This is a genomic window from Niveispirillum sp. GW835-FHT14G11 (assembly GCF_058793615.1).
This window is the reverse complement of sequence record NZ_JBXAFZ010000013.1, coordinates 163,873-188,744: the sequence shown is the minus strand read 5'-3', so window position 1 is coordinate 188,744 and position 24,872 is coordinate 163,873. Positions and strand designations below refer to the sequence as shown.

22 protein-coding genes are annotated in these 24,872 nt (G+C 66.0%); 9 read left to right on the top strand and 13 right to left on the bottom strand.

Annotated elements, in window-relative coordinates; genetic code table 11:
* Nucleotides 1-83: 83 nt before the first annotated feature.
* The 3 genes from AC1Q7F_RS23245 (at nucleotide 84) to AC1Q7F_RS23235 (ending at nucleotide 3,578) form a co-directional block, all read left to right on the top strand.
* Nucleotides 84-458, top strand: a complete 375-nt coding sequence (locus AC1Q7F_RS23245) for a type II toxin-antitoxin system TacA family antitoxin (protein WP_492510932.1) — start codon at nucleotides 84-86, stop codon at nucleotides 456-458.
* A 446-nt stretch (nucleotides 459-904) separates the two neighbouring features.
* Nucleotides 905-2,251, top strand: a complete 1,347-nt coding sequence (locus tag AC1Q7F_RS23240; protein WP_492510931.1) for an amidohydrolase — start codon at nucleotides 905-907, stop codon at nucleotides 2,249-2,251.
* Between the two features lie 10 nt (nucleotides 2,252-2,261).
* Nucleotides 2,262-3,578 (top strand): amidohydrolase, encoded by a 1,317-nt coding sequence (locus AC1Q7F_RS23235; protein WP_492510930.1) that lies wholly within the window; start codon nucleotides 2,262-2,264, stop codon nucleotides 3,576-3,578.
* 2 nt (nucleotides 3,579-3,580) lie between these two features.
* On the opposite strand, the gene AC1Q7F_RS23230 is transcribed toward AC1Q7F_RS23235, so the two are convergent.
* The 10 genes from AC1Q7F_RS23230 to AC1Q7F_RS23185 form a co-directional block, all read right to left on the bottom strand.
* Nucleotides 3,581-4,018 (bottom strand): hypothetical protein, encoded by a 438-nt coding sequence (locus AC1Q7F_RS23230; RefSeq protein WP_492510929.1) that lies wholly within the window; start codon nucleotides 4,016-4,018, stop codon nucleotides 3,581-3,583.
* An 18-nt stretch (nucleotides 4,019-4,036) separates the two neighbouring features.
* Nucleotides 4,037-5,518 (bottom strand): phage terminase large subunit, encoded by a 1,482-nt coding sequence (terL, locus tag AC1Q7F_RS23225; protein ID WP_492510928.1) that lies wholly within the window; start codon nucleotides 5,516-5,518, stop codon nucleotides 4,037-4,039.
* A complete protein-coding gene (locus AC1Q7F_RS23220; RefSeq protein ID WP_492510927.1) occupies nucleotides 5,518-7,884 on the bottom strand; it encodes a glycosyl hydrolase family 28-related protein in 2,367 nt (788 codons plus the stop codon). The genes terL and AC1Q7F_RS23220 overlap by 1 nt, the downstream gene beginning before the upstream one ends.
* A gap of 97 nt (nucleotides 7,885-7,981) precedes the next feature.
* On the bottom strand, nucleotides 7,982-8,539 hold the full coding sequence (locus AC1Q7F_RS23215) for a hypothetical protein (protein WP_492510926.1): 558 nt from the start codon (nucleotides 8,537-8,539) through the stop codon (nucleotides 7,982-7,984).
* Entirely contained in the window at nucleotides 8,539-10,434 is a 1,896-nt protein-coding gene (locus AC1Q7F_RS23210) for a phage tail protein (RefSeq protein ID WP_492510925.1), read from the bottom strand. Before AC1Q7F_RS23210 ends, AC1Q7F_RS23215 begins: the two co-directional genes overlap by 1 nt.
* A complete protein-coding gene (locus tag AC1Q7F_RS23205) occupies nucleotides 10,431-11,003 on the bottom strand; it encodes a phage connector family protein (RefSeq protein ID WP_492510924.1) in 573 nt (190 codons plus the stop codon). The genes AC1Q7F_RS23210 and AC1Q7F_RS23205 overlap by 4 nt, the downstream gene beginning before the upstream one ends.
* Nucleotides 11,004-11,185: 182 nt before the next feature.
* On the bottom strand, nucleotides 11,186-11,455 hold the full coding sequence (locus AC1Q7F_RS23200) for a hypothetical protein (RefSeq protein ID WP_492510923.1): 270 nt from the start codon (nucleotides 11,453-11,455) through the stop codon (nucleotides 11,186-11,188).
* Between the two features lie 5 nt (nucleotides 11,456-11,460).
* The gene (locus AC1Q7F_RS23195; RefSeq protein WP_492510922.1) at nucleotides 11,461-12,279 is read right to left on the bottom strand and encodes a phage capsid protein; all 819 of its coding nucleotides are present in this window, start codon (nucleotides 12,277-12,279) and stop codon (nucleotides 11,461-11,463) included.
* Nucleotides 12,280-12,597: 318 nt separating this feature from the next.
* Nucleotides 12,598-13,974, bottom strand: coding sequence for a sensor histidine kinase (locus tag AC1Q7F_RS23190; RefSeq protein WP_492510921.1), 1,377 nt, complete (start codon nucleotides 13,972-13,974; stop codon nucleotides 12,598-12,600).
* Nucleotides 13,961-14,644, bottom strand: coding sequence for a winged helix-turn-helix domain-containing protein (locus tag AC1Q7F_RS23185; RefSeq protein ID WP_492510920.1), 684 nt, complete (start codon nucleotides 14,642-14,644; stop codon nucleotides 13,961-13,963). Before AC1Q7F_RS23185 ends, AC1Q7F_RS23190 begins: the two co-directional genes overlap by 14 nt.
* Before the next feature lie 596 nt (nucleotides 14,645-15,240).
* Between AC1Q7F_RS23185 and AC1Q7F_RS23180 the strand changes: the two genes are divergently transcribed.
* Nucleotides 15,241-16,710, top strand: a complete 1,470-nt coding sequence (locus AC1Q7F_RS23180; RefSeq protein ID WP_492510919.1) for a Do family serine endopeptidase — start codon at nucleotides 15,241-15,243, stop codon at nucleotides 16,708-16,710.
* 88 nt (nucleotides 16,711-16,798) lie between these two features.
* On the opposite strand, the gene AC1Q7F_RS23175 is transcribed toward AC1Q7F_RS23180, so the two are convergent.
* From AC1Q7F_RS23175 to rho, 3 genes are all read right to left on the bottom strand, one after another.
* Nucleotides 16,799-18,598: a M3 family oligoendopeptidase gene (locus tag AC1Q7F_RS23175; RefSeq protein WP_492510918.1), complete on the bottom strand. Its 1,800-nt coding sequence runs from the start codon at nucleotides 18,596-18,598 to the stop codon at nucleotides 16,799-16,801.
* Nucleotides 18,599-18,702: 104 nt separating this feature from the next.
* Nucleotides 18,703-18,909: a hypothetical protein gene (locus AC1Q7F_RS23170; protein WP_492510917.1), complete on the bottom strand. Its 207-nt coding sequence runs from the start codon at nucleotides 18,907-18,909 to the stop codon at nucleotides 18,703-18,705.
* A 280-nt stretch (nucleotides 18,910-19,189) separates the two neighbouring features.
* Nucleotides 19,190-20,458: a transcription termination factor Rho gene (gene rho, locus AC1Q7F_RS23165; protein WP_492510916.1), complete on the bottom strand. Its 1,269-nt coding sequence runs from the start codon at nucleotides 20,456-20,458 to the stop codon at nucleotides 19,190-19,192.
* A gap of 563 nt (nucleotides 20,459-21,021) precedes the next feature.
* Between rho and AC1Q7F_RS23160 the strand changes: the two genes are divergently transcribed.
* From AC1Q7F_RS23160 to prfB, 5 genes are all read left to right on the top strand, one after another.
* The gene (locus tag AC1Q7F_RS23160; RefSeq protein ID WP_492510915.1) at nucleotides 21,022-21,642 is read left to right on the top strand and encodes a response regulator; all 621 of its coding nucleotides are present in this window, start codon (nucleotides 21,022-21,024) and stop codon (nucleotides 21,640-21,642) included.
* Nucleotides 21,632-22,165 carry a hypothetical protein gene (locus AC1Q7F_RS23155; protein WP_492510914.1) on the top strand — a complete coding sequence of 178 codons (534 nt, stop codon included), beginning with the start codon at nucleotides 21,632-21,634 and terminating at the stop codon, nucleotides 22,163-22,165. The genes AC1Q7F_RS23160 and AC1Q7F_RS23155 overlap by 11 nt, the downstream gene beginning before the upstream one ends.
* A gap of 134 nt (nucleotides 22,166-22,299) precedes the next feature.
* A complete protein-coding gene (locus AC1Q7F_RS23150; RefSeq protein WP_492510913.1) occupies nucleotides 22,300-22,623 on the top strand; it encodes a hypothetical protein in 324 nt (107 codons plus the stop codon).
* A gap of 235 nt (nucleotides 22,624-22,858) precedes the next feature.
* Entirely contained in the window at nucleotides 22,859-23,518 is a 660-nt protein-coding gene (locus AC1Q7F_RS23145; RefSeq protein WP_492510912.1) for an OmpW/AlkL family protein, read from the top strand.
* Nucleotides 23,519-23,720: 202 nt separating this feature from the next.
* Nucleotides 23,721-24,843, top strand: a protein-coding gene (gene prfB, locus AC1Q7F_RS23140) for a peptide chain release factor 2 (protein ID WP_492510911.1) whose coding sequence is annotated in 2 segments (ribosomal slippage) — nucleotides 23,721-23,789 and nucleotides 23,791-24,843 — 1,122 coding nt in all. Because the reading frame shifts where the segments join, the coding sequence is not laid out codon by codon here.
* The last annotated feature ends 29 nt before the right edge of the window (nucleotides 24,844-24,872 follow it).

Genomic DNA, 24,872 nt, shown 5'->3' with positions numbered 1-24,872 from the left:
ATTGCGGATAATTTGCTTCCAGACGTAAGCATGGACTATGATGGCCATTGGCCTCACACTCTCGCTCCTCAACAGGAGCCCCCATGCCCACTCCAACCCGCACCCGCACCAAAAGGCTTGAAGCCCGCGTCACCGCCGAGCAGAAGCGGTTGATCGAGCAGGCAGCGGCGTTGCAGGGGCGCAGCGTCACGGATTTCGTGCTGAGCAGTGTGCGGGAGGCCGCCGAGCGGGCCATTGAGGAATATCAGCGTTTGGAGCTGTCGCTCCGTGACAGCCAAGTCTTCGTCCAGGCGCTACTGAACCCGCCGCCCCCCAATGACCGGTTGCGCGAGACGGTGGCGCGGTACCGGACTGTCATGGGTCTTAGTGATTTCACTGACGCCGACATTACGGCTCTGGAAACGACCAGCGCCGCGCCGGAGGCGGCGGAATTCAATCACGAGATGACGTCGCCCTGATCTTCCTTTCTCGTCCTCCCGGCACAAGCCGGGACCCAAGGGCCAAGGTAATTGCTCACGTGGTTGGCACGCGCAGCACGGAATCAGGGTTCTGGCCGTGATCCAGTTTTCGGCAACGGCTGATTTCCGCCATTTCATCACATTCGATGGTTTCTCGAATCCGGCCAAATGTGGAAATGAACGCCGCTCAAGCCAACCACATGAGCAATTACGGGCCAAGAGCCCGACCTATCAACCGCTTTGATCAAAGCTGCCGAGAGGTTTGAACCTGTGGCCCCTGGGTCCCGGCTTGCGCCGGGATGACGGAAGGGAATGTATTCAAACGTCGCGGCCCAATCCCTAAAATCCAAACAATCCCAACCGCTTCTTACCCACCAACCCCATTGCACCCGCCCGCCTGCCCTGTCACCCTCTTGCCCAAATCAGCATCCATGCGGAGAAAACAAATGCGGGTGACGGGTCGGACGGGGTTCACGAAGGTACGGGCGGGTCTGCTGGCGGCATTGGTGCTGCCCTGCCTTTCGCTGCCCGCCGGGGCACAGAATGCAGCCACCCCCGACATCCCCGCCTATATCAAGTCCGACGTGAAGGCGCTGGAGCCCAAGATCGTGGCTTGGCGCCGCGACATCCACCAGCATCCGGAGCTGGGCAACCGCGAGACGCGCACGGCCAAACTGATCGCCGACCATCTGAAGAAACTGGGGATGGGGGTAGAGATCGGGGTGGCGCATACCGGCGTCGTCGCGGTGCTGAAGGGGGCCAAGCCCGGCCCTGTCGTGGCGCTGCGCGCCGACATGGATGCGCTGCCGGTGACGGAGCGGGTGGATGTGCCCTTCGCGTCCAAGGTGCGCACCAGCTATAACGGCCAGGATGTGGGCGTCATGCATGCCTGCGGCCATGACGGCCATGTCGCCATCCTGATGGGGGTGGCGGAGCTGCTGGCCAAGCGCAAGGGGGAGCTGCGCGGCACCGTCAAGTTCATCTTCCAGCCGGCCGAGGAAGGTCCGCCGGACGGCGAGGAAGGCGGGGCGGAGCTGATGATCAAGCAGGGCGTGCTGTCCAAGGACCCCAAGCCCGAGGCGATCTTCGGCCTGCACCTGTTCTCCGCCGGGCGGGCGGGCACCATCAGCTATCGCCCCGGTCCCGCCATGGCGGCGGCCGACAGTTTCCACATCACCGTCAAGGGACGACAGACGCACGGCGCCTATCCCTGGGCAGGGGTCGATCCCATCGTCACCGCGTCACAGATCGTGACCGGCCTGCAAACCATCGTCAGCCGCAATGTCGAACTGATCAAGGAGCCGGCCATCGTGTCGGTGGGCGCCCTGAACAGCGGCGTGCGCAGCAACATCATCCCCGATCAGGCGGTGATGATCGGCACCATCCGCACCTTCGACCCCGCCATGCGCGAACAGATCCACCGCCGCATCAAGGAGATCGCGGAGAATATCGCCGAAAGCCAGGGGGCCACGGCGGAGGTGAAGATCGATCGGGGCTATCCCGTCACCGACAATCATCCGGGCCTGACCGAATGGGCGGCCCCCATCCTGGCCACGGTGGCGGGGGCGCAGAATGTCAGCGTCGGTCCCAAGGCCGGCGGGGCGGAGGATTTCAGCTATTTCCAGCAGCAGATCCCCGGCTTCTTCTTCTGGGTCGGTTCCACCGGTCCCGAGGTACCGCTGGACAAGGCGCCTTCCAACCATTCGCCGCTGTTCAAGATCGACGAAGCCTCGCTGCTGACCGGGGCGGAGACGCTGGCCGCCGTCACCGTCGCCTATCTCGACAGCCATTGAGGCGGGGGTGATGATGCGCGCGACATTGCTGACCGCCGCGGCCCTGGCCGCCCTGCTGTCCGGCCCCGCCGCCCGGGCCGCCGATCCGCCGGCGGTGCCTTCCTCTGTGAAGGCCGACGTGAAGGCGCTGGAGCCGAAGATCATCGCCTGGCGCCGCGATATCCACCAGCACCCGGAACTGGGCAACCGGGAGACGCGCACAGCCAAGCTGGTCGCCGAGCATCTGAAAAAGCTGGGCATGGAGGTGCAGACGGGCGTGGCCCATACCGGGGTCGTGGCCGTGTTGAAGGGCGGAAAACCCGGTCCCGTGGTGGCCCTGCGTGCCGATATGGACGCGCTGCCCGTGACGGAGCAGGTGGACCTGCCCTTCGCGTCCAAGGTCCGCACCACCTATAACGGCCAGGAGGTGGGCGTCATGCATGCCTGTGGCCATGACGGCCACGTCGCCATCCTGATGGGGGTGGCGGAGCTGCTGGCCAAACGCCGGGCGGAGTTGCCGGGCACGGTGAAGTTCATCTTCCAGCCGGCCGAGGAAGGCGCGCCCGACGGCGAGGAGGGTGGCGCGGAACTGATGATCAAGCAGGGCGTGCTGGATGCTGAGCCCAAGCCGCAGGCGATTTTCGGCCTGCATCTGGGATCGGCCTATCATGCCGGCACCATCGCCTATCGGCCGGGTCCGGCCATGGCGGCCGCCGACACGTTCAAGATCGTGGTGAAGGGGCGGCAGGCCCATGGCGGCCGACCCTGGACGGGTGTGGACCCGCTGGTCACGTCGGCCCAGATCCTGGTGGGGCTGCAGACCATCGTCAGCCGCAATATGGAGGTGATCAAGGAACCGGCCGTGGTGACGGTGGGTGCGCTCAATGGCGGCGTGCGGTCCAACATCATCCCCGACAAGGCGGAAATGGTCGGCACTATCCGCACCTTCGACGAGGCCATGCGACAGGAGGTGCATGACCGCATCCGCCGCGTGGCCACCAACATCGCCGAAAGTGCCGGCGCCACGGCCGAGGTGACCATCGAAACCGGCTATCCCGTCACCGACAATGACCGCGACCTGACCGGCTGGGCCGCCCCCGTCCTGCAGCAGGTGGCGGGGCCGGGCAAGCTGGTGGTGGGCACGAAGACGACGGGGGCGGAGGATTTCAGCTTCTTCCAGCAGAAGATCCCCGGCTTCTTCTTCTGGGTCGGTGCCACGGAACCCGACATCTCCCTGGACAAGGTGCCTTCCAACCATTCCCCTTTGTTCAAGGTGGATGAGAGCAGCCTGGCCATCGGGGCGGAAGCGCTGGCCAGCCTGACGGTGAGCTGGCTGGCCAGCCACTGATCTCAGGTGCGGTAGAAACTGAACCCCGCCAGCTGGGCCACCGGCGTGCGCCCGCTGGCCCAGTCGGGCAGAACCGCCCCTTCATCCAGGAAACGGTCGGCGCCGGCCACGATCCGGTCCGGTCCCGCCAATGCGCGCCGCGCCACGCGCTGGGCGGCCGCGAAGGCGCCATCGCCGCTTTCCACGGCCAGCATCGGGCCATGGCGCGGATCGGCCGGATCCCAGGCGGCGAACAGGGCGGCGTCGCGCGCCACCATGGTCAGCGACCGGCCGGGGGCGCGGTGGCGGGCATTCACCGCCATGGCGGCCAGCGCCTCCATGGCGCGCACGCCGCGATCATGGCCATGCGCCCAGATGGCGCGGGCGAGCGCGTCCAGCCCGGCATCGGGCGGGGTCATTGCGGGGCGGTCGGGTTCGGGGACCAGCAGGGGGCGGGTCATCTGTCAGGCTCCTTCAAGTCAAAGATCGAAATCCGTCTGGGCCATCACCGGGCCGGGACGGGTGGCATGGTCGGGGCGCTGGCGCGGGCATTTGGAAATGGCGCCGGCCAGGGCGTCCAGCCCATCATCATGGCCCTTGCCGCGCGGCCGCCATTCGCGCATCTCCCGGCCCAGGGGGCCGGCAATGACAGTGTCATGGGCGTATAGCAGGCTGGCATGCAGGGGCGCGTCGATGGCACCCAGGATACGGTCCACCTTGGACTGGGTGGACCGTTCCTCCAGCACCCTGGCCCCGGACAGGCCCCGTTCCAGCAAGGTCCTGCGCAGGGTTTCGGGCAGGAAGGCGCCGACGCCATTCACCTCCAGATGGATGGTGCCCACGCCCGTGTCCGCCACCATGCCGGCCAGGTCCCGGCACTGCGCCTGCCCCGCCGCCAGTTCAGAGCCGAGCGGCACGGTCAGGTAGAGGGCACGGTGGATGAAGAAGCGGCCCTCCCCATCCTCCCCCAGCAGCACGGCCACCGACCCGTCGCCGGCCCGGCGGCGCTTGCGGTCACGCAGGCCCAGGGCCGGGTCCCACCAGACACGCAGACTGCGCAGCCGATGCGGGCCCAGGTGGAAGTCCGGCTTTGCCAGACCCGGCCGCTGCAATTCCCAGTCATAGGCAATCAGCTTGTCGGCATCCAGCCGCCCATCCTCCAGCGACACCGGCTTCAGCATCATCTGGCTGGCGAACTTGTTGGCCGGGCTGCGCCGGCGGATACGCTCGATGGCGTCGATGGAGAACCGTTCCGGCCAGGCACTGGTGCCGGCCTCTGTATAGACCGGCTTTTCCAGCCGCTCGAACCCGTCCAGAAACGGCACCTCCTCCCCCTCCTCGATGAGCGCGCGGCGGCTGTAGATCGACTGGAAACTGTGCGGCGTGCCGATATAAAGCTGGGTACCGCCTGGCGACAGGACATAGGTGATCTCCGCCAGCCGCTCGCGCAGTTCAGAGCGTTTCTCCGCCGTGCCGCAGGTATTGGGCACCTCCACATCGTCACAGACCACGATGTCGGCATGGCTGCCCGTGACATTGGCGGTGATGCCCTTGGCCTGCATGGAGGGGTCGCGCCCCACTTTGTCGCGGGATATCGCAAACTCCTCCGCTCCCCACAGCTCCGGTTTGGCGGGCTTCATGCCCTGGCAGAGCGGGTGGCGTTCCACGATGCGCTTGACCGTGCGCACCATCTTCTTGGACAGATGATTGTCGGCCGCCAGCACCATGACCCGGCGGTTGGCATCCAGATACAGCAGCCAGGCGCAGAACAGACCGATCAGGGTGGATTTGCCGCTGTCGCGGAAGGCCAGCAGCAGCAGTTCCTTCGACCCCGCCCGCCAGCGCGCCTCCAGCCAGTCGGCCATATCCGTGTGAAGGGCCGGCGTCACCAACCCCTGTTCGGCGTTCCACCGTTCCAGGAAGGCGATGAAGCCGGTCTTGTCATCAGCAACGCCCGCCATCAGGTGCGCCCGATCACGTACCAGGCTGCTCCGTTGGACAGCAGGATCATGCCGTCAAACGGCGCCGCCAGCGCCTTGGGCCCGCCATCGGGGCCGCCGCTGCCGTCGCCGCTGGTCACATTGACGGCATTGCCGGACGGGTCGGTCTTCTTCACCGACAGCCTTGTGCCGCTATTGGCGGCCGATGGGGCCGGCAGGCGCACCTCGACCACGCCGGCAAAGGCGGAGACCAGATAATGCTCGGCCCCCAGGTCGGGCTGGAACAGGCCCGCCGCCTCATGGAAATGGATGGTGGCCGACGGGCGGCTGGATGACGTCACCCACCAGGCCGACCCGTTGGAGAACACCGTCACCTGTTCATGCTGCTTGGCCAGTTGCCACACGCGGCCATCGGGGCCGGTGCCCATGGCCGCCGTCACGGTGACCATGCCGTCCGACATATCGGACTTCTTGATGGTGACGCGCCGGCCCACGGCCTGGGTTGCCGACGGGCTGGGCAATCGCACCTCCACCGCCCCGTCCTCCCCGCTGACCAGATACAGGTCCTTCATCAGGTCGGGCTCGAACAGCCCGCCTTCATCGCGGAATTCGGCATTGCCCGGTTGGCCCGTCCGGGCCGTCACCCACCAGCCGGCGCCGTTGGACACGACGCTGACATGGTCATAGCGCGACGACAGGATCACCGGCCGCCCGTCCGGCCCCGGCCCGCCCAGTTCGCTGACGGTGACGGGGTTGGCGGAACTGTCGGTCTTCTTGATGGTCATCATGCGGCCATTGGCGGTGTCGGCCTTGGGCAGGCGGAATTCCACCGCCCCGCCGAAGGCCGACACCAGATGCGTGGTCGATGTCAGATCGGCTTCCACCAACCCGCCCGTCTCCGGCTCCACATAATGGGTATCGACGCTGAACCCTTCCACCCGCAGGTCGGTGACATGGGTTTCCTTCAGCAGGTTGCGCAGCGGGTAGCCGGCATTGATGGTGGTATAGGCGCGGGCCGATGACGTGTCCCAGATCGGCTGCCCGCCCGTGGCGCTGAACAGGTTGACGATGCTGGTATTCTGGCTGCCATTGTCGATGCGGATGCCGGGCAGGGCGCCCAGGCTCTCGGCATAGAAATTGACGATCAGGTTCTGGTCGGTGGCCGCACCCAGCCGCAGGCAGGCCTGGCCGCCGGGATGCAGGTTGGCCTCGCAATCGGTGAAGCTGTTGTTGAAGCGGCCGGCGGAGATGAAGAAGCCGCAACCGCTGAGCGGGGCCGACAGGGAATAGACGCGGACATCCTGGAACTTGTTGGCATTGGGCGTGTCGCCATCGCCCTCCACCGTCAGCAGCACGCCATGTGCCGCCGGCCGGGCCACCAGCACGCGGGCGATATGGTTCCAGTAGCAGGGCCGGTTGGTGTCGTCATAGCCGTCCAGGACGATGCCGTTGACGGCATCCCAGATCGACAGATTCTCCACGACATTCTTCACGCATGGCCCGTCGCGGCCATAGAGCTTCACGCCCGTGGCCCCGCCGACAATGCGCAAGCTCCGCAGGGTGGCGTAGCCATCGACCAGTTCCACGGCATTGAAGCCACTGGGATATGTCGGCAGGTTGACGGGATCATAGGCATCGGGCCGCGCCTGGATGACGCTACCCTCCCCTTCCCCATACAGCGTCTGGCCATAGGACAGCACGATGGGCGCAGACGTGCGATAGGTGCCGGCGGGCAGGAAGACGGCACGGTGGGCGGCCAATGCGGCCAGGATGGCGCCGGTATCGTCCGTCACCCCGTCACCCATGGCACCGAAATCGCGCACCGTCACCAGATCGCGCAGCTTGTCGGCCACGGCACGGGTGACGGCACCGGGGCCATGGGCGGCGACGGTGCCGGAGGCGGGCAGGCTCTCCAGGGCCAGGGCCATGGGGTTGCCCGCCGCATCGAAACCCAGCGCCGCCCCGGCCCGCACGGCACGGTCGGGCAGCAGGCCGGACGCGGGCAGGTCGGTGGCCGGGGCGCGCAGCATGCGGGCCTGATCGGCGGCCAGTTGCTGCACCATGGCGGTCAGCCGGTTCAGCTGCTCGTTCAGGCTCTTCGCCGCCAGCGGCCCGCTTTCCAGGAAATCCGCCTGCCGGTCCAGCGCCACGCGGCGTTCGATGGTGATGATGGTGCCGGCCGGCGGGGCGGTGTCGAGCTGAACGGCCCCACCCGCCGGATCGCCCAACCCTTCCAGCGTATAACCGCTGGTCCAGGGGGCGGCATCCAGGTGCAGGGACAGGTCCGACGGGCTGTAGAGGGGAAAGGTGAAGGCAAAACGGCTGGCCACCCCGTCGGCGACGAATTGCGCGCGGGGGCTGGCCGCCGGAATGGGGGCGGTGGGCATGGGGGCCTCGTGTTCGATGAACGGTGAAAATCCCCTCCCGCCTTCCCGGCCTGCGCCGGGAAGGCGGGAAAATGGGAATATGAAAGACAGGGCTGCGTCACAGCCCCCGCGCCAGCCGTTCCAGGCGCTGGCGTTCCTGCTGGCGGGTCAGGTCCAGCAGGTTGCGGTGTTTCAGCGCCGCCTCCTCGTCGGACAGGCCGGCCAGACGCAGGGCGTCCAGACGCGCCGCGTCCTCGCGTTCCTGCTCTGCCGCGCGTTCGCGGCCCAGCAGCACCGCCTCCCCAGAACCATCGGCGGACCCGATGCCCTGGGCACCCAGTTCGGCACGCAAGGTGCCCGTCTCCTGACGCAGGGTCCGGCGGCGGTTGCGCTGGGATATCTCGCCCTCGGCCTGGATGCGTTCGGCCGTGCGGGCGTTGCGTGCACGCAAATCCTCCAGGTCGGCGCCCTGGCGGGCAGACAGGTCGGCACTGTCGGCCGCCTGTTCGGCATCCAGGATCAGGCGTTCGCGCTTCTTGCGCCGCGAACTGGTGATGCCCAGCAGGTCCTCGGCCCGGCGTCGGTCATTGTTGATGCCGGTCAGGCTGCCGATCAGACTGCTGCCGGGGGCCGAGGCGCTGAGCACGGTCAGCGCGGGGGTGGTGAGGCCGCCCATTATTCGTTCACCTTCATCTCATGGGTTACGGACAGGAGCGTGAAGGGCAATGGCCGTTCCTCTGCGATGCGCCAGGGCGGGCCGGCCCGGCTGGCCGCCCAGCCCAGGCTGGTCAACCGCCGGTCGCCGGTGAAGGCGGGGGCGGGATCGTCGGCCAGCGCGGGGCCGGCGGCGCGCCGAAGCGGCACGTCCACCGGCCCCTGCCCCAGGTCGGCGCGCAGCGCGGGCGTATCCTTCAACCGGAAGGTCACCGCCAGCAGGCGCGCACGCCGTCCCTGTCCCTCCGCCGCCAGCAGGTTGGGCGGCATGGGTTCGATGGCATGGGTATAGGGAAGGCCGGCCTGCACCGTGGCGGCAGGCCGCGCCAGACGGATGCGGCCGGCGGCGACGGGGGCCGTCTGGGTGATGGCGCCATCGGCCAGCACCGCCACCTGCCGCCCGTCCAGATGGTCCAGCCCGGCCCAGCGGCTGGTCGCGCTATCCACGCTGCCCGCCAAGCCGGCATCGACATGCAGCGCGTCGTCCCAGACCTCCACCGCCACGCGCCCGTCGCGGTCGACCAGCCAGTAGAGATGCCGGCCGACATGGGCCACGGACAGCACCCGCCCCGCCGTCTCCACCCTTGTCCAGGCGCGGATCTGTTCGTTGCGATACAGCGTCAGGACGGCCAGCGTCCCGTCCGACTGTACCGCCAGCAACAAGCGGCGGCGTCGGTCATATTCCAGCTCCACCGTGCCGGGCAGGATGGGCCTTGTGGTCAGGGTCAGGTCGGCGGCGGAATAGGATTGCTCCAGATCGGTCCACAGAAAATCGCGGATCGACCCGTCGCCGGCCGCGAACAGGGTGCCGCCATCGATCTCCTGCGGCGGGATATTGCGGTCGGCCACGCTGCCGATGCGGGTCTGCCGGTCCAGGCGGATGGCGGCGGGGGTCAGGGGCTGGCCCGTCACCGCCCATTCCCCGCCCGTGGTGAAGACCTGCAGGTGCCGGCCGGAATAGACGGCGCGGATCGGGTTCACCTCATCCGACAGGATGGCGAACTCGATGGCGCTGTCATCCTCCCCTTCGCCCAGATCGAAATTGAACAGGTCGCCCGATTTCGACAGCCAGAGGCGGTTGGGCAGGTCGCGTGACCCGCCCACCACCAGCCGGTCCTGATGGAAAGCGACGGAGATCGGCCAGCCGCGCTGCGGGCTGAACGCTGCCTCGTCCCAATCCGGGGTCGGGTTGGTGTGGGGCAGGCTGTCGGCCAGGTCGATCTCGGCTTCCGTCACGGAACGAACGGCGGCGATACGACCCGGCTTGCGATGGATACGCAGCGGTGCCCCCTCGTGATCAGGGGTGAACACTGGCGCCGACGCCCGCAGCCGCACCCGGCCCGTCACACCCGACGGGGTCAGCGTGATGGATGCGTCGGCAAAGCGGTAGAAGGGGATGCGCGGTCGCCCATCCTCTTCGGCAAAGACCCAGGGCTCCAGCGTCCATTGACCAGGCCCGCGCCGGCTGATGCGGCGCGGCTGCACGTCGGGATGGCAGACCAGCAGCACATCACCGCTCTGCGCCCAGGTCAGGTTGGCCAGTTGGTCCAGGTTCCAGGGCGCGGGCAGGGTCGCCTGCAAGATATCATTGCCGAAGATGGACAGCAGCCGGTCGGTCAGCACCAGCAGATGCGTCTGCTCGGTATTGAAGATAAACGGGATCAGGCGGCCCGGCCCCGGCACATGCGCGATGAAGCCCGTGCCCGGCCGCCGCGTGATGCCGCCCGTCGGCTCGATCAGCACATTGGTCAGGGTCAGCGCCCCATTCTCGAACGCGGCCAGATCGCCGCGGCCCAGCAGGTCGGGGCTGACGCAGCCACCGGTGAAGCTGGTCTTCACACTTTTCAGGCGGGTCATGACAGGCGGGCCTCGATCAGGGTGAAATCCTCCAGGCCCGGCTGGCTGTCCTGCGACACGTCGGTCAGCCGTGCCCGGCGGAACTCCGCCTCCGCCTGCTTCAGCAGGGTTTCGGCGCGGCTGGTGTTCTCCGTCAGCGGCACGCAGAATTCCGACGCCAGCCGGGCGATCAGGGCCGCGTCGAAAAAGGCGGGGAAGGCACCCTCCGCCACGCGAGCCACATAGGTCAGGGTGACATCGGCGGCATCGGCCAGCAGGCCGGTGCCCTGGATGCGATAGGACAGGCCCCGCCCCCGCCCGCCGGTGCCCAATGACAGCGCCCGCAGGAAATCATCCGGCAGGGCGAAGGCGTGGGCGAAGTCGGCGGGTGGCGATGCCGCCAGCCGCACCAGCGCCGCCTGCCTGGTGGCAAAGCTCCAGCCATGCGCGGCCAGAACTGCGTCGCGGGTGGGGGCATAAAGGGCCGCAGCCAGTTCCGCTTCGGCCGTGCCGTCCTGGAAGGAGGTGATCGGGTTGGCCCCGATCTTCAAAAGCGCACGGGCGCACAGCCCGACAGCGGAATAGGCCATGGGGTGATCCTTGGGAGAATGTGCAAATCCATTCCCGCCCCTCCACCGTCACCCCGGCGAAGGCCGGGGCCCAGTTCATAGAGCGAAGTGCTTTGGATTCTGGGCCCCGGCCTTCGCCGGGGTGACGGTGGAGAGAAAGGAAGTCACGCCGCCCTAACGAACAAGGGACAGGCTCACCTGCCTCAATCCGTATCCGCCGCCCCCACCGGGGTCAGATCGGCGGTATCGACCACCCCACCCCCATTGGCATTGACCAGCAGGATGCCGGCAACGGGCGTGCCGCCGACGCCGGTATTGGCCAGGATCATGTCGCCCAGGCGCAGCATGTGGCTGGCGGCGTTGAAGTAACCGGCGGCGCGCACGGCGGTGTGCGCGTCCGGCGTGGTGTAGTGCCAGAGCGTGAAGCCGTTGGCATAGGCCAGGACCGACAGGTCCCGTGACAGATAGGACATGGGCCTCACTCCTTGCAGCGCAGGGTGACGACGCCGGTGGCGTCGATCAGGGCGGCACCCTGGGACATCATGTTGTTGACGAAATGCGCGGCGCGATCGCCGTGCCAGGTGATGTCGCTGGCCACGTCCGACCCGCTGGCATGGCCGACGGCATTCTTGTGGTACCAGTGGCAGAGGCGAACAGTACCGGCCGAGAGCGTCAGGCCGGAATGCGGCATCCACAGCGTGCCCAGCCAGCGCTTGGCCTGGGTGCCGCGCCAGGGCAGCTCGCCGTCACCGACATAGTCGGAATTGGCGAATTCCTCGATGCCCAGCAACTGGCTCCACTGTTTCCAGCCGACCACGGCATAGCGCTGGCCGTCATCGGGCACATCCGCCGCGCCCAACAGCTCAAACGCCGCCAGCACCTTGTCGCGGGTCAGGCCGTCCGTGTCGCCGCCGGCATAATTGGTGGCCGCGTCCAGGCGGGTGATGATCAGCTCGTCCGTCTTGCGGCCCAGCGCATAGGCACCGGCATTGGCGATCACCGCGCGCTCATCGATATTGGTCTTCAACTCGTCCAGCTTGTCGACCCAGTCGCCGGCATAATAATCGGCCAGCGCGCAGTCGACCGTGCCATGGTCCAGGTTCATCACCGGGACATTGCCATGGCGCGACTTGGTGCTGGCCACACCCTTGCCGACCTTCTGAAAGACGGTGGTCGCACCCTTCACATTGTTCTTCGACCGCACCGTGGCGCGCAGCTTGGAGCCCAAGCGCTGATACGCCTCATGCACTTCGCGTTCGTACTGCTTCACGAACGATTTCTCGATGTCGGTGGACATCCTGGGACCTCATTCCTGTCGTGGGCGCAGCCGTCGCGGTTGCCGGACCTGGGGTCCGGCCGCATGTCGGGCGGCAATTGGGGATGCCTGAAAAGGCATGGGCCCCGACGCTGGCCGTTGAAGATCAACGGTTACCTGGGTCGGGGCCCATGGTCAGGCGATGGGAGGGGACAATGCAGCCAAGTCCGTCGCCGGCCGATCAGCCGGGTCGCAACTATGGCCTTGGCAAGGACAGATATAGGATTATTTTCTGATATTCGTCAATGAAAAAATGAATGAATACAATTATATGTGAGTAATCTCATATAATTGCATTCATCAGATCGGAAACCGCAACTCCACCTTCAACCCCGGCGCCGTTTGGTCTTCCCGCGCATCCGACAGGGTCAGGTCGGCGCCGTGCAGCCGGGCCACCGCCGCCACCAGCGACAGGCCCAGCCCATGGCCCGGCGTGCCGCGATGCGCCTCCAGCCGCACGAACCGTTCCAGCACCTTGTCACGGCTGTCGGCCGGAATGCCCGGCCCCTGGTCGGCCACCGACAGGATGGGGCGCCCGCCATTGAACCCCGCCGACACCATGACATGGCCATGGTCCGGGCTGTATTTCACGGCATTCTCGATCAGGTTGCTGACCAGCTGGGCCAGAAGCTGACGGCTGCCGCTGACGGTAACGGGTTCCGGTGCCGACACATCCATGGACAGGCCGCGTTCTTCCGCCAGCGGCGTATAAAGCTCCGCCACCTCCGCCGCCAGCGCCGCCAGATCCACGGGTTCGAAATCGGTGCGGGCCCGGCCCGTCTCCGCCGCGGCGATGGTCAGGATGGCGTTGAACACGCCCAGCAGCCGGTCGATCTCGGCGATGGCCTGTTCCAGCGTGGTGAACTGCGCCTCCGACAGGCCCTCATCCCGCTGCGCCAGTTCCAGCCGGGCGCGCAGCCGGGACAGGGGGGTCCGCAGATCATGGGCGACATTGTCGGTGACCTGCCGCATGCCCAGCATCAGGCGCCCGATTTCGTCCAGCATGCGGTTCAGTTTCGTCACCAGCCGGTCGATCTCGTCCCCCGATCCCGTCACGGCCATGCGGTCGGCGAAGGAACCGGCGGTGATGCGGTCGATGGTGCGGTTGATGCTCTCGATCCGCTCCGCCACCCGCCGGCTCATATAAACTGCCCCCAGCATGCCCACGGCCAGGGCCAGCGACACGGCCCAGATCAGGCCGGTCAGCAATTGCCCGCGCAGCAGATAGCGGTCGGTCATGTCATGCCCGACCAGCAGCCAGCCGATGCCCTCGATCGGCAGGATGATGGCCACGGCCTGGCGCTTGCGCCCCGGCTCCTTGCGGCTCTTGATGTCGAATTCCACCCAGCCCGGCCCTGGATCGCCCGACGGCCAGTTGGCCAGGTTGCCGGCGATGATGTCATGGGCGGGCGTGGTCAGGGCATAGATCATGTCGGTACGCCCGTCGCCGGCGCGTTCCGAAACGATGCGCAGCAGGCCCATGCGGCCGCGGTCGTTCAGGGCGCCGGTCAGTTCCTCCACCTCCCGCAGCACGGTCTCTTCCGTGTGGCGGTTGATGAAGCCGGCGGTGAACCAGTAGACGACGCCCAGCACCACCATGACCGAGAGCGTGAACAGCCCCAGATGGAAGGTGGCCAGCCGGAAGCTGGTGGTGCGCAGGAAGTTAAGCCGGCTCACGGACCACGTACCCCGCCCCGCGCACCGTATGGATCAGGGCCGCCGGGTGATCCTTGTCGATCTTCTGGCGCAGCCGGGCGATATGGACGTCGATGACATTGGTCTGCGGATCGAAATGATAGTCCCAGACATTTTCCAGCAGCATGGTGCGCGTCACCACATTGCCGGCATTGCGGATCAGATATTCCAGCAGCTGGAACTCGCGTGGCAGCAGGTCCACGGGCTTGCCCGCCCGCTTCACGGTGCGGGCCAGCAGATCCATCTCCAGATCAGCGATCTGCAGCCTGGTCACCGGCGCGGAGCCACCGCCCTTCGACCGGCGCTGCATCACCTCCAGCCGTGCCAGCAGCTCGGCAAAGGCAAACGGCTTGGTCAGGTAATCGTCGGCCCCCGCGCGCAGCCCCTTCACCCGGTCATCCACACTGCCCAGCGCGGACAGCACCAGGGCCGGTGTGTCGTTGCCCGTGGCCCGCAGCACCTCCAGCAGCGACAACCCGTCGCGCCCCGGCAACATGCGGTCCACAACCAGCGTGTCATAGGGCTCACTGGCCGCCAGGAACAGGCCATCGCGGCCATTGTCGGCATGATCGACCACATGGCCGGCCTCTTTTAGGCCCTTGACCAAGTAGTCGGCGGTGGCGCGGTCGTCTTCGATGACAAGGATCTTCATGATGGCGCATCCTAAACCCGGACGGGTTCGCTTGGAAATACCGCCTCAAGGAAATGAGGCAGCAGCGATCTTAATCGCTGCAGGCCGGCGACCGCCGGCCCGGCGCACATGCGCCGTAAGCCAAGCCCGCGGATGCGGGCGCCCGGCGCCTGAGGGAACAACGAAAAGAGCAAACAAAAAAATAATGGCCGGGCGGTGGGGGCCGCCCGGCCACAGGGGACGAGAGAGACTTACGATGTACGAACTGTCGAACATGAGGCGGCGACGGGGACCGGAGAGTGGGGAAGCGGTCCCCGCCGACCTCACTGAATGGACCCACGGGGCGGGGGGTGTGGGGCTCAAGGTGCCCCGTCGATCCATGTCTGCACCTTATTCCCGGCCCGCTGACAGCCACATTTCGGGAAGATGAACAAAGTTTCATGTGCTGGCGCTTGAAAGCGGGCACCGTCAGCCCCACCCTCGGTCACCGGACCGGATGACAGAATTTTCATCCCCCTGTCAGTCGCCTGTGGGCAGACCCCTGACAGGATGGAACCATCAACAGCGCCGCCGGACACCAACCGGCGCCGCATGGCAGAAGAAGAATGGAGACCATGATGTCGCTTCCCACCACCCGGGCCTTCCGCCGCAACCTGGCCATGGCCCTGCTTGCCGGCACGGCCCTGCTGGGCCCGGCGACCATCCAGACCGCCCGCGCCGCACCCGCTGAGGTGCTGGCCGCCGGCGGCGTCGCCGATCTGGTGGAACGGGTGTCGCCCGCCGTGGTGACCATCACCGCCGCCCAGACGGCGCCCACTCGCACCGTTGCCCGCGACCTGCCGCCGGGGTTTGAGGAATTCCTGCGCCGCTTCGGCATGCCGGGCCTGCCGGGCCAGGGTGGCCGCAGCGAAGGCCGTGGCGCCCCCGTGGCCCGCGCGCTGGGTTCCGGCTTCGTGTTCGACAGCACCGGTTATGTCGTGACCAATCGCCATGTCATCGCCGACGCCGATCAGGTGACCGTGGCCTTCAGCGACGGGACGGAGCGCGAAGCGGAATTGATCGGCGAGGATGAGCGCACCGACCTGGCCGTGCTGAAGGTCAAGACCGACAAGCCGCTGCCCGCCCTGAAATTCGCCGACAGCGACAAGGTGCGCGTGGGCGACGTGGCGGTGGCGGTGGGCAACCCGTTCGGCCTGGGCGGTACCGTAACCGCCGGCATCGTGTCGGCCAGGAGCCGCGATATCGGGTCCGGCCCCTATGACGACTATATCCAGCTGGACGCGTCGATCAATTCCGGCAATTCAGGCGGCCCGACCTTCAACATGACGGGCGACGTGATCGGCATCAATACCGCCATCTTCACCCCCAATGGCGGGTCGGTGGGTATCGGCTTCGCCATCCCGTCCAATCTGGCCAAGCCGGTGGTCGAGGCGCTGAAGCGCGACGGCAAGGTGGAGCGCGGCTGGCTGGGCGTGAATTTGCAGGGCGTGACCAAGGAACTGGCCGACGGCCTGGGCCTGGCCAAGGAGGGTGGTGCCCTGATTGCCGCCGTGGAACCCAAGAGCCCGGCGGATACGGCCGGCCTGAAGCCCGGCGACGTCGTCCTGTCGGCCGGCGGCAAGCCGGTCAAGGACACCCGCGACCTGGCCCGCCATGTCGGTCAGGTGAAGCCGGGCGCCAGGCTGGACCTGTCCGTCTGGCGCGACGGCAAGGAACGCACCATTCCCGTGACGGTCGAACAGGCCCCCGGCCAGCCGCAGCAGCGCCTGGCCAAGGCGGAGGCCCAGAAACAGGATGGAGAGGAAGTCGCCGGCCTGAAACTGTCCGGCCTGACCGACCAATGGCGCCAGCGCCTGCGCCTGTCCAGCGATGCCAGCGGTGTGGTCGTGTTGGATGTGGGTGACGGGGTGGAGGGGCTGCGCCCCGGTGACCTGATCACCTCGGTCAACAACGCCCCCGTGACCCAGCCGGCCGATGTGGCGACACAGGTGAAGGCCGCCTCCAAGGCCGGCCGCAAGAACGCGCTGGTCCAGGTCCGCCGTGGTGAGACGACGGCATTTCTGACCATCCCGGTGGATGCCGGCTGACGGTATCGGCGGGGAGGACATGCGAAGGGGGAAGCGGGCGACCGCTTCCCCCTTTTCTACATCCGCCTCAATCGTCGGACGCGCGACGTTACAACCCTTCCAGCTCCGTGATGAAGCTGTCCAGCAGGCCCAGGCCCTTGTTCCAGAAGGACGGGTCCTTCAGGTCCAGGCCGAACGGGGCCAGCAGGTCGCCATGGTGCAGCGTGCCGGCGGCCGACAGCATTTCCATGTATTTGTCGGCGAACTCCGCCCCCTGACCCTGGGCCGCAGCCTCCTGATAGGCGGCATACAGGCTGTTCACCAGACAGTCGCCGAAGGCATAGGCGTAGACATAGAAGGGCGAGTGGACGAAATGGCCGATATAGGTCCAGTAAGGACGATAGCTGTCCTCGAACCGGAAGGCCGGGCCCAGGCTTTCGCTCTGCACCTCCATCCAGATATCGGCGATACGCTCGGCTGACAACTCGCCCTCGCGCCGTTCGGTGTGCAGCTTGCGCTCGAACTGATAGAAGGCGATCTGGCGGATGACGGTGTTGATCATGTCCTCCACCTTGCCGGCCAGCAGCGCCTTGCGCTTGACCGGATCGGTGGTGGCGTCCAACAGGCTGCGGAAGGTCAGCATCTCCCCGAACACCGACGCGGTTTCGGCCAGCGTCAGCGGGGTTGAGGCCTGCAAGTGCCCCTGTTCACGGCACAGATACTGATGCACGCCATGGCCCAGTTCATGGGCCAGCGTCATGACATCGCGCGTGCGGCCCATATAGTTCAGCAGCAGGTAAGGATGCGCCGACGGCACCACCGGATGCGCGAAGGCGCCGGGATTCTTGCCGGGCCGGGGCGGCACATCAATCCAGGGATTGTCGAAGAATTCCTGGCCGATCGCCGCCATGCGCGGGTTGAACCGCGCATAGGCGTCGCGGACGATGCGCTTGGCATCCACCCAGGGGATCTTGCGGTCATCATCACCGGGCAGCGGCGCGTTGCGGTCCCAGTAATCCAGCTTGTCCTGCCCGAACCACCTGGCCTTCAGGCTGTAATAGCGGTGGGCCAGGCGCGGGTATGCTGAACGGACCGAGGAGAGCAGCGCATCCACCACCTCATCCTCCACCTGGTTGGCCAGGTTGCGGGACGACCAGGGGTTGGCGTAATGGCGCCAGCGATCCTCGATCTCCTTGTCCTTGATCAGGGTATTCATGATATGGGCGAAGGTGCGCTGGTTCTTTGCCAGCACCGCTCCCAGGCTCTCCGCCGCCTCCTTGCGCACGGTCGCATCGGTGGAGGAAAGCAGGTTCAGCGCCTGGGCGGAGGTCAGTTCGTCGCCCCGCACGGTGAAGCGCAGCTCGGCCAGATGCTCGTCGAACAAGCGGGTCCAGGCGGCGCGGCCAGCCACAGACTTCTCATGCAGCAGCTTCTCCACCTCGTCCGACAGCTGGTGCGGGCGGAAGATGCGGGTGTCACGCAGGAACGGGGCATAGGCCGCCAGCGCCGGGCTGGCCATCTTGGCCTCGAGTTCTGCATCCTCCAGCCGGTTGATCTCCAGCGTGAAGAACAGCAGGTGAACGGAAATGCCCGTCACCCGCTCGCTCATGCCCTGATAGAAGCGGCCGATATTTGGGTCGGCCATGTTAGACGCATAGAGCAGGCCGGCGAAGGACATGACCTTCGACAAGACCTCATCCAGCTTTTCATAATCGGCGATGGCGCCGGCCAGCTCGAGGCCGGTCAGCCCGGCCAGGTGCCCCTGGTAGCGGGCAGCGAAGGCGGCGGCATCCTTCTCCGCCTTGTCCAGGTCACCGGACAGCACGGGGCTGTCGGGGCCGGCATACAGGTCGGACAGGTCCCAGGCGGGCAGTTCGCCCAGGTCGGCATGGTTCAGGCTGTCGGGCACAGGGCACCCCCTCCGCATAGCAATCTTGCCGATTGCATATGGCACGCCGGGGGCGGCAGTTCAATCGGACGCGGCGACGCCCCGTCCGGCCAGCGTACAGAAGCTCAGGCGGCGGATATGACAGCGGCGCGACCGCAATCATTGCTGGCGATGCGGCCTGCGGTCAGACGGACGATGCGCAACACATCCTCCGGCGCCACGCCGTCCCGATCCATCAGCATCAGCGCGATGGGATCGGACAGCAACTCACCGAGACTGGCTTCGCCCAGCAACGCCTCATCAAGGGTGAGGATGAATTCGTTGTTTTCCATGGGCATTTCCTCCTGTCCGGGTCTTGCGGCGGGCGTCTGCGGGTCCACGAGGCAACGATCTGATCATGCGCCGGTTCCATGACATTTCAAAGGCACGCATGACCGATTTCCACGACCCTATACGTTTTCGCTCGCCAGCACCGTGACGGCCATCACCCGACCTATGAAAAGCGCGGAAAACCGCCTGTCTTACGGCCTAATCCTTCCGGTGGAAGGGCACGAAAAAGGCCGCCGCGGGTTGCCCGGCGGCGGCCTTCCCAAACAGGGCTGATAACGCCTGTTACTGGTTCATGCTGTCGAAGAAATCGTTGTTGGTCTTCGACTGCTTCAGCTTGTCGACCAGGAATTCGACCGCGTCCTGCGGACCCATCGGGTTCAGGATACGGCGCAGGATCCACATCTTGGCCAGCGCGCCGCGATCGACCAGCAGGTCTTCCTTGCGGGTGCCGGACTTCTGGATATCCAGCGACGGGAAGATGCGCTTGTCGGACAGCTTGCGGTCCAGCACGATTTCGCTGTTACCGGTGCCCTTGAACTCTTCGAAGATCACCTCATCCATGCGGCTGCCCGTATCGATCAGGGCCGTGGCGATGATGGTCAACGAACCGCCTTCCTCGATATTGCGGGCGGCACCGAAGAAGCGCTTGGGACGCTGCAGGGCGTTGGCGTCCACACCACCGGTCAGCACCTTGCCCGACGAAGGCACGACGGTGTTGTAGGCACGGCCCAGGCGGGTGATGCTGTCCAGCAGGATGACGACGTCGCGCTTGTGCTCGACCAGGCGCTTGGCCTTTTCCAGCACCATCTCCGTCACCTGCACATGGCGGGTCGCCGGCTCGTCGAAGGTGGACGACACCACCTCGCCGCGCACCGAACGGGCCATGTCGGTCACTTCTTCCGGACGCTCATCAATCAGCAGGACGATCAGATAGACTTCCGGATGGTTGGTGGCGATGGAATGGGCGATGTTCTGCAGCATCACCGTCTTGCCGGTGCGCGGCGGTGCGACGATCAGGGCGCGCTGGCCCTTGCCCAGCGGGGCCACCAGATCGATGACCCGCGTGGTCATGTCCTTGCGGCCCTTGCCGGTATTGTCGACCTCGACCTCCAGCTTCAGCCGCTCATCCGGGTAGAGCGGCGTCAGATTGTCGAAATTGATCCGGTGGCGCACCTTGTCCGGATGGTCGAAATTGATGGTGTTGACCTTCAGCAGCGCGAAATAGCGCTCGCCATCCTTGGGCGCGCGGATCTGGCCTTCCACCGTGTCGCCGGTGCGCAGGCCGAAGCGCTTCACCTGGGACGGGGAGATATAGATATCGTCAGGGCCGGGCAGATAGTTGGCTTCGGGGCTGCGCAGGAAGCCGAACCCGTCGGGCAGCACTTCCAGCACGCCTTCGCCATAGATCGGCACGTCGTTCTCGGCCAGCTGCTTGAGAATGGCGAACATCATGTCCTGCTTGCGCAGGGTGCCGGCATTCTCGATCTGCAGCTCCTCGGCAAAGGCGAGCAGCTCGGCGGGGGTTTTGGCCTTGAGTTCCTGGAGATTCATCGGGATCTGGCTTCGGTCGGCCGGGAGGCCGGTTGCGGGGATGGGGGCGGAGCCCCCTGGGACGAAAATGGGGGGCGGATCCCCCTGGGACGAAAAGGGGGGCTGGCCCCCACATGGATGCGCCCCGATTGGGGCGGGATCACGGCCAACTGTTCGGATTGGATGGAATCAAAACGGGGGCCGGCAGCACGGGACTTCGCGACGGTCTGACTTGGGTGCAAGCAGGGGGGAGGAAGGGGCGGTAGAACCGGCTGGGAAAGCCAGTCCCGGCGATGGCCGCATGGGAAGAAGGTCCGACAAACCTGCTTCCGGCGATTCGCTCCAGCCCACCAAGCGGCAGGCCAGACAAGGCAGGATGCACCAAGGCATCCCGGCGAACGGCATCACCTTTCACCTTATGGCATGGTTAGCCCAGCCTTCAGCCCAAGTCAAAGCAAAAGAGGGAAGTGGCCCCGCCAAAGCGTCGGCAACCACCATTCGGACACGTGGACCAACAGGAAGCTTTGCTCAATCGCGCGTTGCTGTACTATATGCTTGAAACCGCATCACCTTGGGCAAAAACCATGCGCCTGCTGATCGCTGACGACCATGACCTGCTGCGTGACGCCCTACGCTCGCATTTCGAGCGGGAAGCCCCCGGCACTTTCGTGCAAGGCGTAGGCACCGTAAGCGAGGCATTGAAGGTGCTGGACGATGGCCAGCCTTTCGACATGCTGCTCCTGGACCTGCGGATGCCGGGCATGAACGGCCTGAACGGCCTTGTCCGCCTGCGCGAGCGCTATCCGTCGCTGAAGATCGCCCTGATGTCGGGTGAGGCGAAGAATGAGGATATCCGCCTGGCCATGGCCCATGGCGCCGTGGGCTTCCTGCCCAAGACGCTGCCGGGTTCCATCCTGTTGCAAGCCGTGCAGCGCATGGCCGCCGGCGAAGTGTTCATGCCGGAGAATCTGCCCGAAAGCGCCATGGCAACCGACGGCAACGCCCTGAACAGCACCTTCACCCGGCGCGAGCGGGAGGTGCTCGACTTCCTGCTGAAGGGCCAGTCCAACAAGGAGATCGCCCGCGCGCTGGACCTGGAGGAGGTGACGGTGAAGCTGCATATCCGCGGTCTGTGCCGCAAACTGGGCGCCAAGAACCGCACACAGGCCGCCATGCGCGCCGTGGAGCTGGGTCTTGCCCGCTGATCCGGCCCCGTCGCCGGGAACTGCGTTGGATGCCAACGGGCTTCCGCGCGGCTTGCGCCATGATCTGGTCAATGCCCTGAACGCGCTGCTGGGCTTTGCCTCCTTCCTGGAGGAGGATTTGCCCGACGGGCCACAGCGCGATTTCGCTCGCCGCATCCAGGATGCCGGCCGTCAGGCCATGCTGCTGGCAGAGCGTATTCCATCCCCCACCCGCGCCGCGGCGGTCCGTGTCCTGATGGTTTCGTCGGCCGCCGACGCCGATCCGCTGATCCTGGAACTGGATGGCTATGGCTGCGAGGTGACCCTGGTCCCCAGCCCGGCCCGCGCGGTGCAAGTGCTGCGCAAGGCACCCGACGCCTGGGACTTGATCCTGGCCGACCTTCCCGGACCGGCGGAGAATGCCGTTCTTGTCGAGGCGGCGGGGGACATCCAGATCATCCCGCGCCTGGCCAACAGCACCGGGGCCAGCCTGGCCGTGACCCTGCGCACGGCCGGAACAAGGCGGGCGGCGCCCCGTTCCTGATGACGGGTTTACCGCACCTGGATTATGATCTTTTGGTGTGATTTACACCCTGTCCCGGCACCAGGTTTCATGCGACTCTTCGCTTGAAGCATGGCCCACAACGGCCACTGCCAGTCTGGGGCGGGTGTCCACAAATGTCCTTGAAATGCTGGTTTATCGCCCTGACCGCCCTGTTGCTGGCCGGCCCCGCCTGCGCGGTCCCCTGCACCTTGCCGCGCATCGATGGTGGTATTCAGAGCGGGCAGGCCGACCGTATCGACCGCGACCGCACGGCACTGCTGAGTTATGAGGCCTGTCTGGCCGAGCAGGAGGAGTTGGAGGCCGCCTTCAACAGCCCCGCCGCCGGCCGCACAGCCCTGCAACGCGAAGCCGCGGCCAATCTGCGGCGCACGCTGGACGCCTGGCAGCGTACCCGTCGCGCCGCAGATTCCACGCCGCAGGACAAGAAGCGCTCCTGATCCCCCTCCCCTTCCCGCCATCGCCCCCTTGCGGCGAACATTGGTCATGCTGCCGCGCAGCATGGGCGTATCTGCCATTCGGATAATGATGGCAAGGTCGTTGGTCAAATTGATCCAAGTCAGGGAAGGGCACGACCAAGGCTTCTATAAGTCAATCCTGTAAACGACGCGTGAAACGGCGTCCAGGAGCTGGGGGAAATATTCGCCCGGCACATGATATAGGAGCCTTGTTGCCATGAAGAATTTCGCTGTGCCGGCGCTTGCCGCCGCGTTGACAATTGGTGCCGCCGCCGCTGTGCCGGCCCATGCGGAAAAGGCCGCCGGTGACCTGCTGGTCCGTGGCCGCGTCATCTATGTGCAGCCGGATGAAAGCAGCAGCCTGAAGCTGGGCACGGCCCCCATCGCCGGCAAGGCATCGGCCGATGCCTCCGTCGTGCCGGAACTGGATTTCAGCTACTTCTTCACCGACAATCTGGCCGCCGAGCTGATCCTGGCCACGACCCACCATAATGCCATGTCCGCCAAGGGGTCGCCGCTGGGCGCCTCGGTCGATCTGGGTGATGTCTGGCTGCTGCCGCCGACGGTAACGGTGCAGTATCACTTCAACCCCAAGGGCAAGGTCAGCCCCTATATCGGCGCCGGCGTGAACTACACGATTTTCTACGGCGACGATCCGGGTGCCGCCCTGGGCATCGACTATGACAACTCTTTCGGCCTGGCCGCCCAGGCCGGTGTGGATGTCGAGCTGACCGACAAATGGTCGCTGAACCTGGACGTCAAGAAACTGTGGCTGAACACCGACGTCAAGGTCAATGCCGGTCTGGCCAGCCCGGTCAATGCCAAGGTCGATCTGGACCCGTGGATCTTCGGCGTCGGCGTCGGCTATCGCTTCTGATCGAAGCGCCCTCAGGCGCCGGGCCGGCAGTCGCCGGCCTGTAGGTTGGCGGTACACCCACCGTTCCCTGAAACCGGGGGCGGCCATGTCGGGAATTGGCTTGGCCTCGGGCATCTTCCGGGGGTAAACAAGCCCCTTTCCAACGTGGCCGCCCCCGGACCAATTCCGGGGCGTGGTCACAGCTTGCAGATGGGAGCATGCCATGCGTGCCGAAATCCAGGCGGTGTCCGAGGCTGTGGAACAGTCCTTGGGCCTGCTGAGGAGGCATCTTTGACTGGGAGAAATCCCTGTTCCGCCTCGATGAACTGACCGCACTGACCGAAGACCCGAACCTGTGGAATGACAGCGAGCGGGCGCAGAAGCTTCTGCGTGAGAAGAACCAGCTGGAATCGTCCCTGAACGGCACGCGGCAGCTGGAACGCGACCTGAAGGACAATCTGGAACTTCTGGAGATGGCGGAGATGGAAGGCGATCAGGATATGATCGCCGAGGCCGAGAAGGCCGTCTTCGCCCTGAGGGACCGCGCCGCCACCATGGAGCTGGAAAGCCTGCTTTCCGGCGAGGCCGACGCCAACGACGCCTATCTGGAAGTGAATGCCGGTGCCGGCGGCACGGAGGCCCAGGACTGGGCCCTGATCCTGTTCCGCATGTATTCCCGCTGGGCCGAACAGCACGACTACAAGGTCGAGCTGCTGGACGAAACCAATGGTGAAGAGGCAGGCATCAAGTCCGCCACCATCCAGGTCAAGGGCCACAACGCCTATGGCTGGCTGAAGTCGGAAACCGGCGTCCACCGTCTGGTGCGCATCAGCCCGTTCGACAGCCAGGCGCGGCGCCACACCTCCTTCTCCTCCGTCTCCGTGACCCCGGTGATCGACGACAAGATCAATGTCGAGATCAATGAGAAGGATGTGAAGGTCGATACGTTCCGCGCCAGCGGTGCCGGCGGCCAGCATGTGAACAAGACCGATTCGGCCGTGCGCTTCACCCATATCCCCACCGGGATCGTGGTCTCGTGCCAGCAAGAGCGCAGCCAGCACAAGAACCGGGCCAAGGCCTGGGACATGCTGCGCGCCCGCATCTATGAGATGGAGTTGCGCAAGCGCGAGGAGGCGGCCAACGCCCTGGAAGCCACCAAGACCGATATCGGCTGGGGCCACCAGATCCGTTCCTACGTCTTACAGCCCTACCAGATGGTGAAGGATCTGCGGACCGGCGTGGAAACATCGGACAGCAGCGGCGTGCTGGATGGCGACCTTGACAAGTTCCTCCAGGCGGCATTGGCCCAGCGCCTCAACGGGCATGGCGATCAGGTCAACGGCTGAGCCCGCGACGTTTCGACAAATATGATGGC

Excerpts from the sequence above, each read along its gene's own strand:
- AC1Q7F_RS23240 (WP_492510931.1), top strand. The coding sequence starts at position 905 with ATGCGGGTGACGGGTCGGACGGGGTTCACGAAGGTACGGGCGGGTCTG.
- AC1Q7F_RS23180 (WP_492510919.1), top strand. The coding sequence starts at position 15,241 with ATGTCGCTTCCCACCACCCGGGCCTTCCGCCGCAACCTGGCCATGGCC.
- AC1Q7F_RS23230 (WP_492510929.1), bottom strand. The coding sequence starts at position 4,018 with ATGACCCGCCCCCTGCTGGTCCCCGAACCCGACCGCCCCGCAATGACC.
- terL (WP_492510928.1), bottom strand. The coding sequence starts at position 5,518 with ATGGCGGGCGTTGCTGATGACAAGACCGGCTTCATCGCCTTCCTGGAA.
- AC1Q7F_RS23215 (WP_492510926.1), bottom strand. The coding sequence starts at position 8,539 with ATGGGCGGCCTCACCACCCCCGCGCTGACCGTGCTCAGCGCCTCGGCC.
- AC1Q7F_RS23245 (WP_492510932.1), top strand. The coding sequence starts at position 84 with ATGCCCACTCCAACCCGCACCCGCACCAAAAGGCTTGAAGCCCGCGTC.
- AC1Q7F_RS23145 (WP_492510912.1), top strand. The coding sequence starts at position 22,859 with ATGAAGAATTTCGCTGTGCCGGCGCTTGCCGCCGCGTTGACAATTGGT.
- AC1Q7F_RS23235 (WP_492510930.1), top strand. The coding sequence starts at position 2,262 with ATGATGCGCGCGACATTGCTGACCGCCGCGGCCCTGGCCGCCCTGCTG.
- AC1Q7F_RS23200 (WP_492510923.1), bottom strand. The coding sequence starts at position 11,455 with ATGTCCTATCTGTCACGGGACCTGTCGGTCCTGGCCTATGCCAACGGC.
- AC1Q7F_RS23205 (WP_492510924.1), bottom strand. The coding sequence starts at position 11,003 with ATGGCCTATTCCGCTGTCGGGCTGTGCGCCCGTGCGCTTTTGAAGATC.
- AC1Q7F_RS23185 (WP_492510920.1), bottom strand. The coding sequence starts at position 14,644 with ATGAAGATCCTTGTCATCGAAGACGACCGCGCCACCGCCGACTACTTG.
- AC1Q7F_RS23195 (WP_492510922.1), bottom strand. The coding sequence starts at position 12,279 with ATGTCCACCGACATCGAGAAATCGTTCGTGAAGCAGTACGAACGCGAA.
- rho (WP_492510916.1), bottom strand. The coding sequence starts at position 20,458 with ATGAATCTCCAGGAACTCAAGGCCAAAACCCCCGCCGAGCTGCTCGCC.
- AC1Q7F_RS23170 (WP_492510917.1), bottom strand. The coding sequence starts at position 18,909 with ATGGAAAACAACGAATTCATCCTCACCCTTGATGAGGCGTTGCTGGGC.
- AC1Q7F_RS23210 (WP_492510925.1), bottom strand. The coding sequence starts at position 10,434 with ATGACCCGCCTGAAAAGTGTGAAGACCAGCTTCACCGGTGGCTGCGTC.
- AC1Q7F_RS23150 (WP_492510913.1), top strand. The coding sequence starts at position 22,300 with ATGTCCTTGAAATGCTGGTTTATCGCCCTGACCGCCCTGTTGCTGGCC.
- AC1Q7F_RS23220 (WP_492510927.1), bottom strand. The coding sequence starts at position 7,884 with ATGCCCACCGCCCCCATTCCGGCGGCCAGCCCCCGCGCGCAATTCGTC.
- AC1Q7F_RS23160 (WP_492510915.1), top strand. The coding sequence starts at position 21,022 with ATGCGCCTGCTGATCGCTGACGACCATGACCTGCTGCGTGACGCCCTA.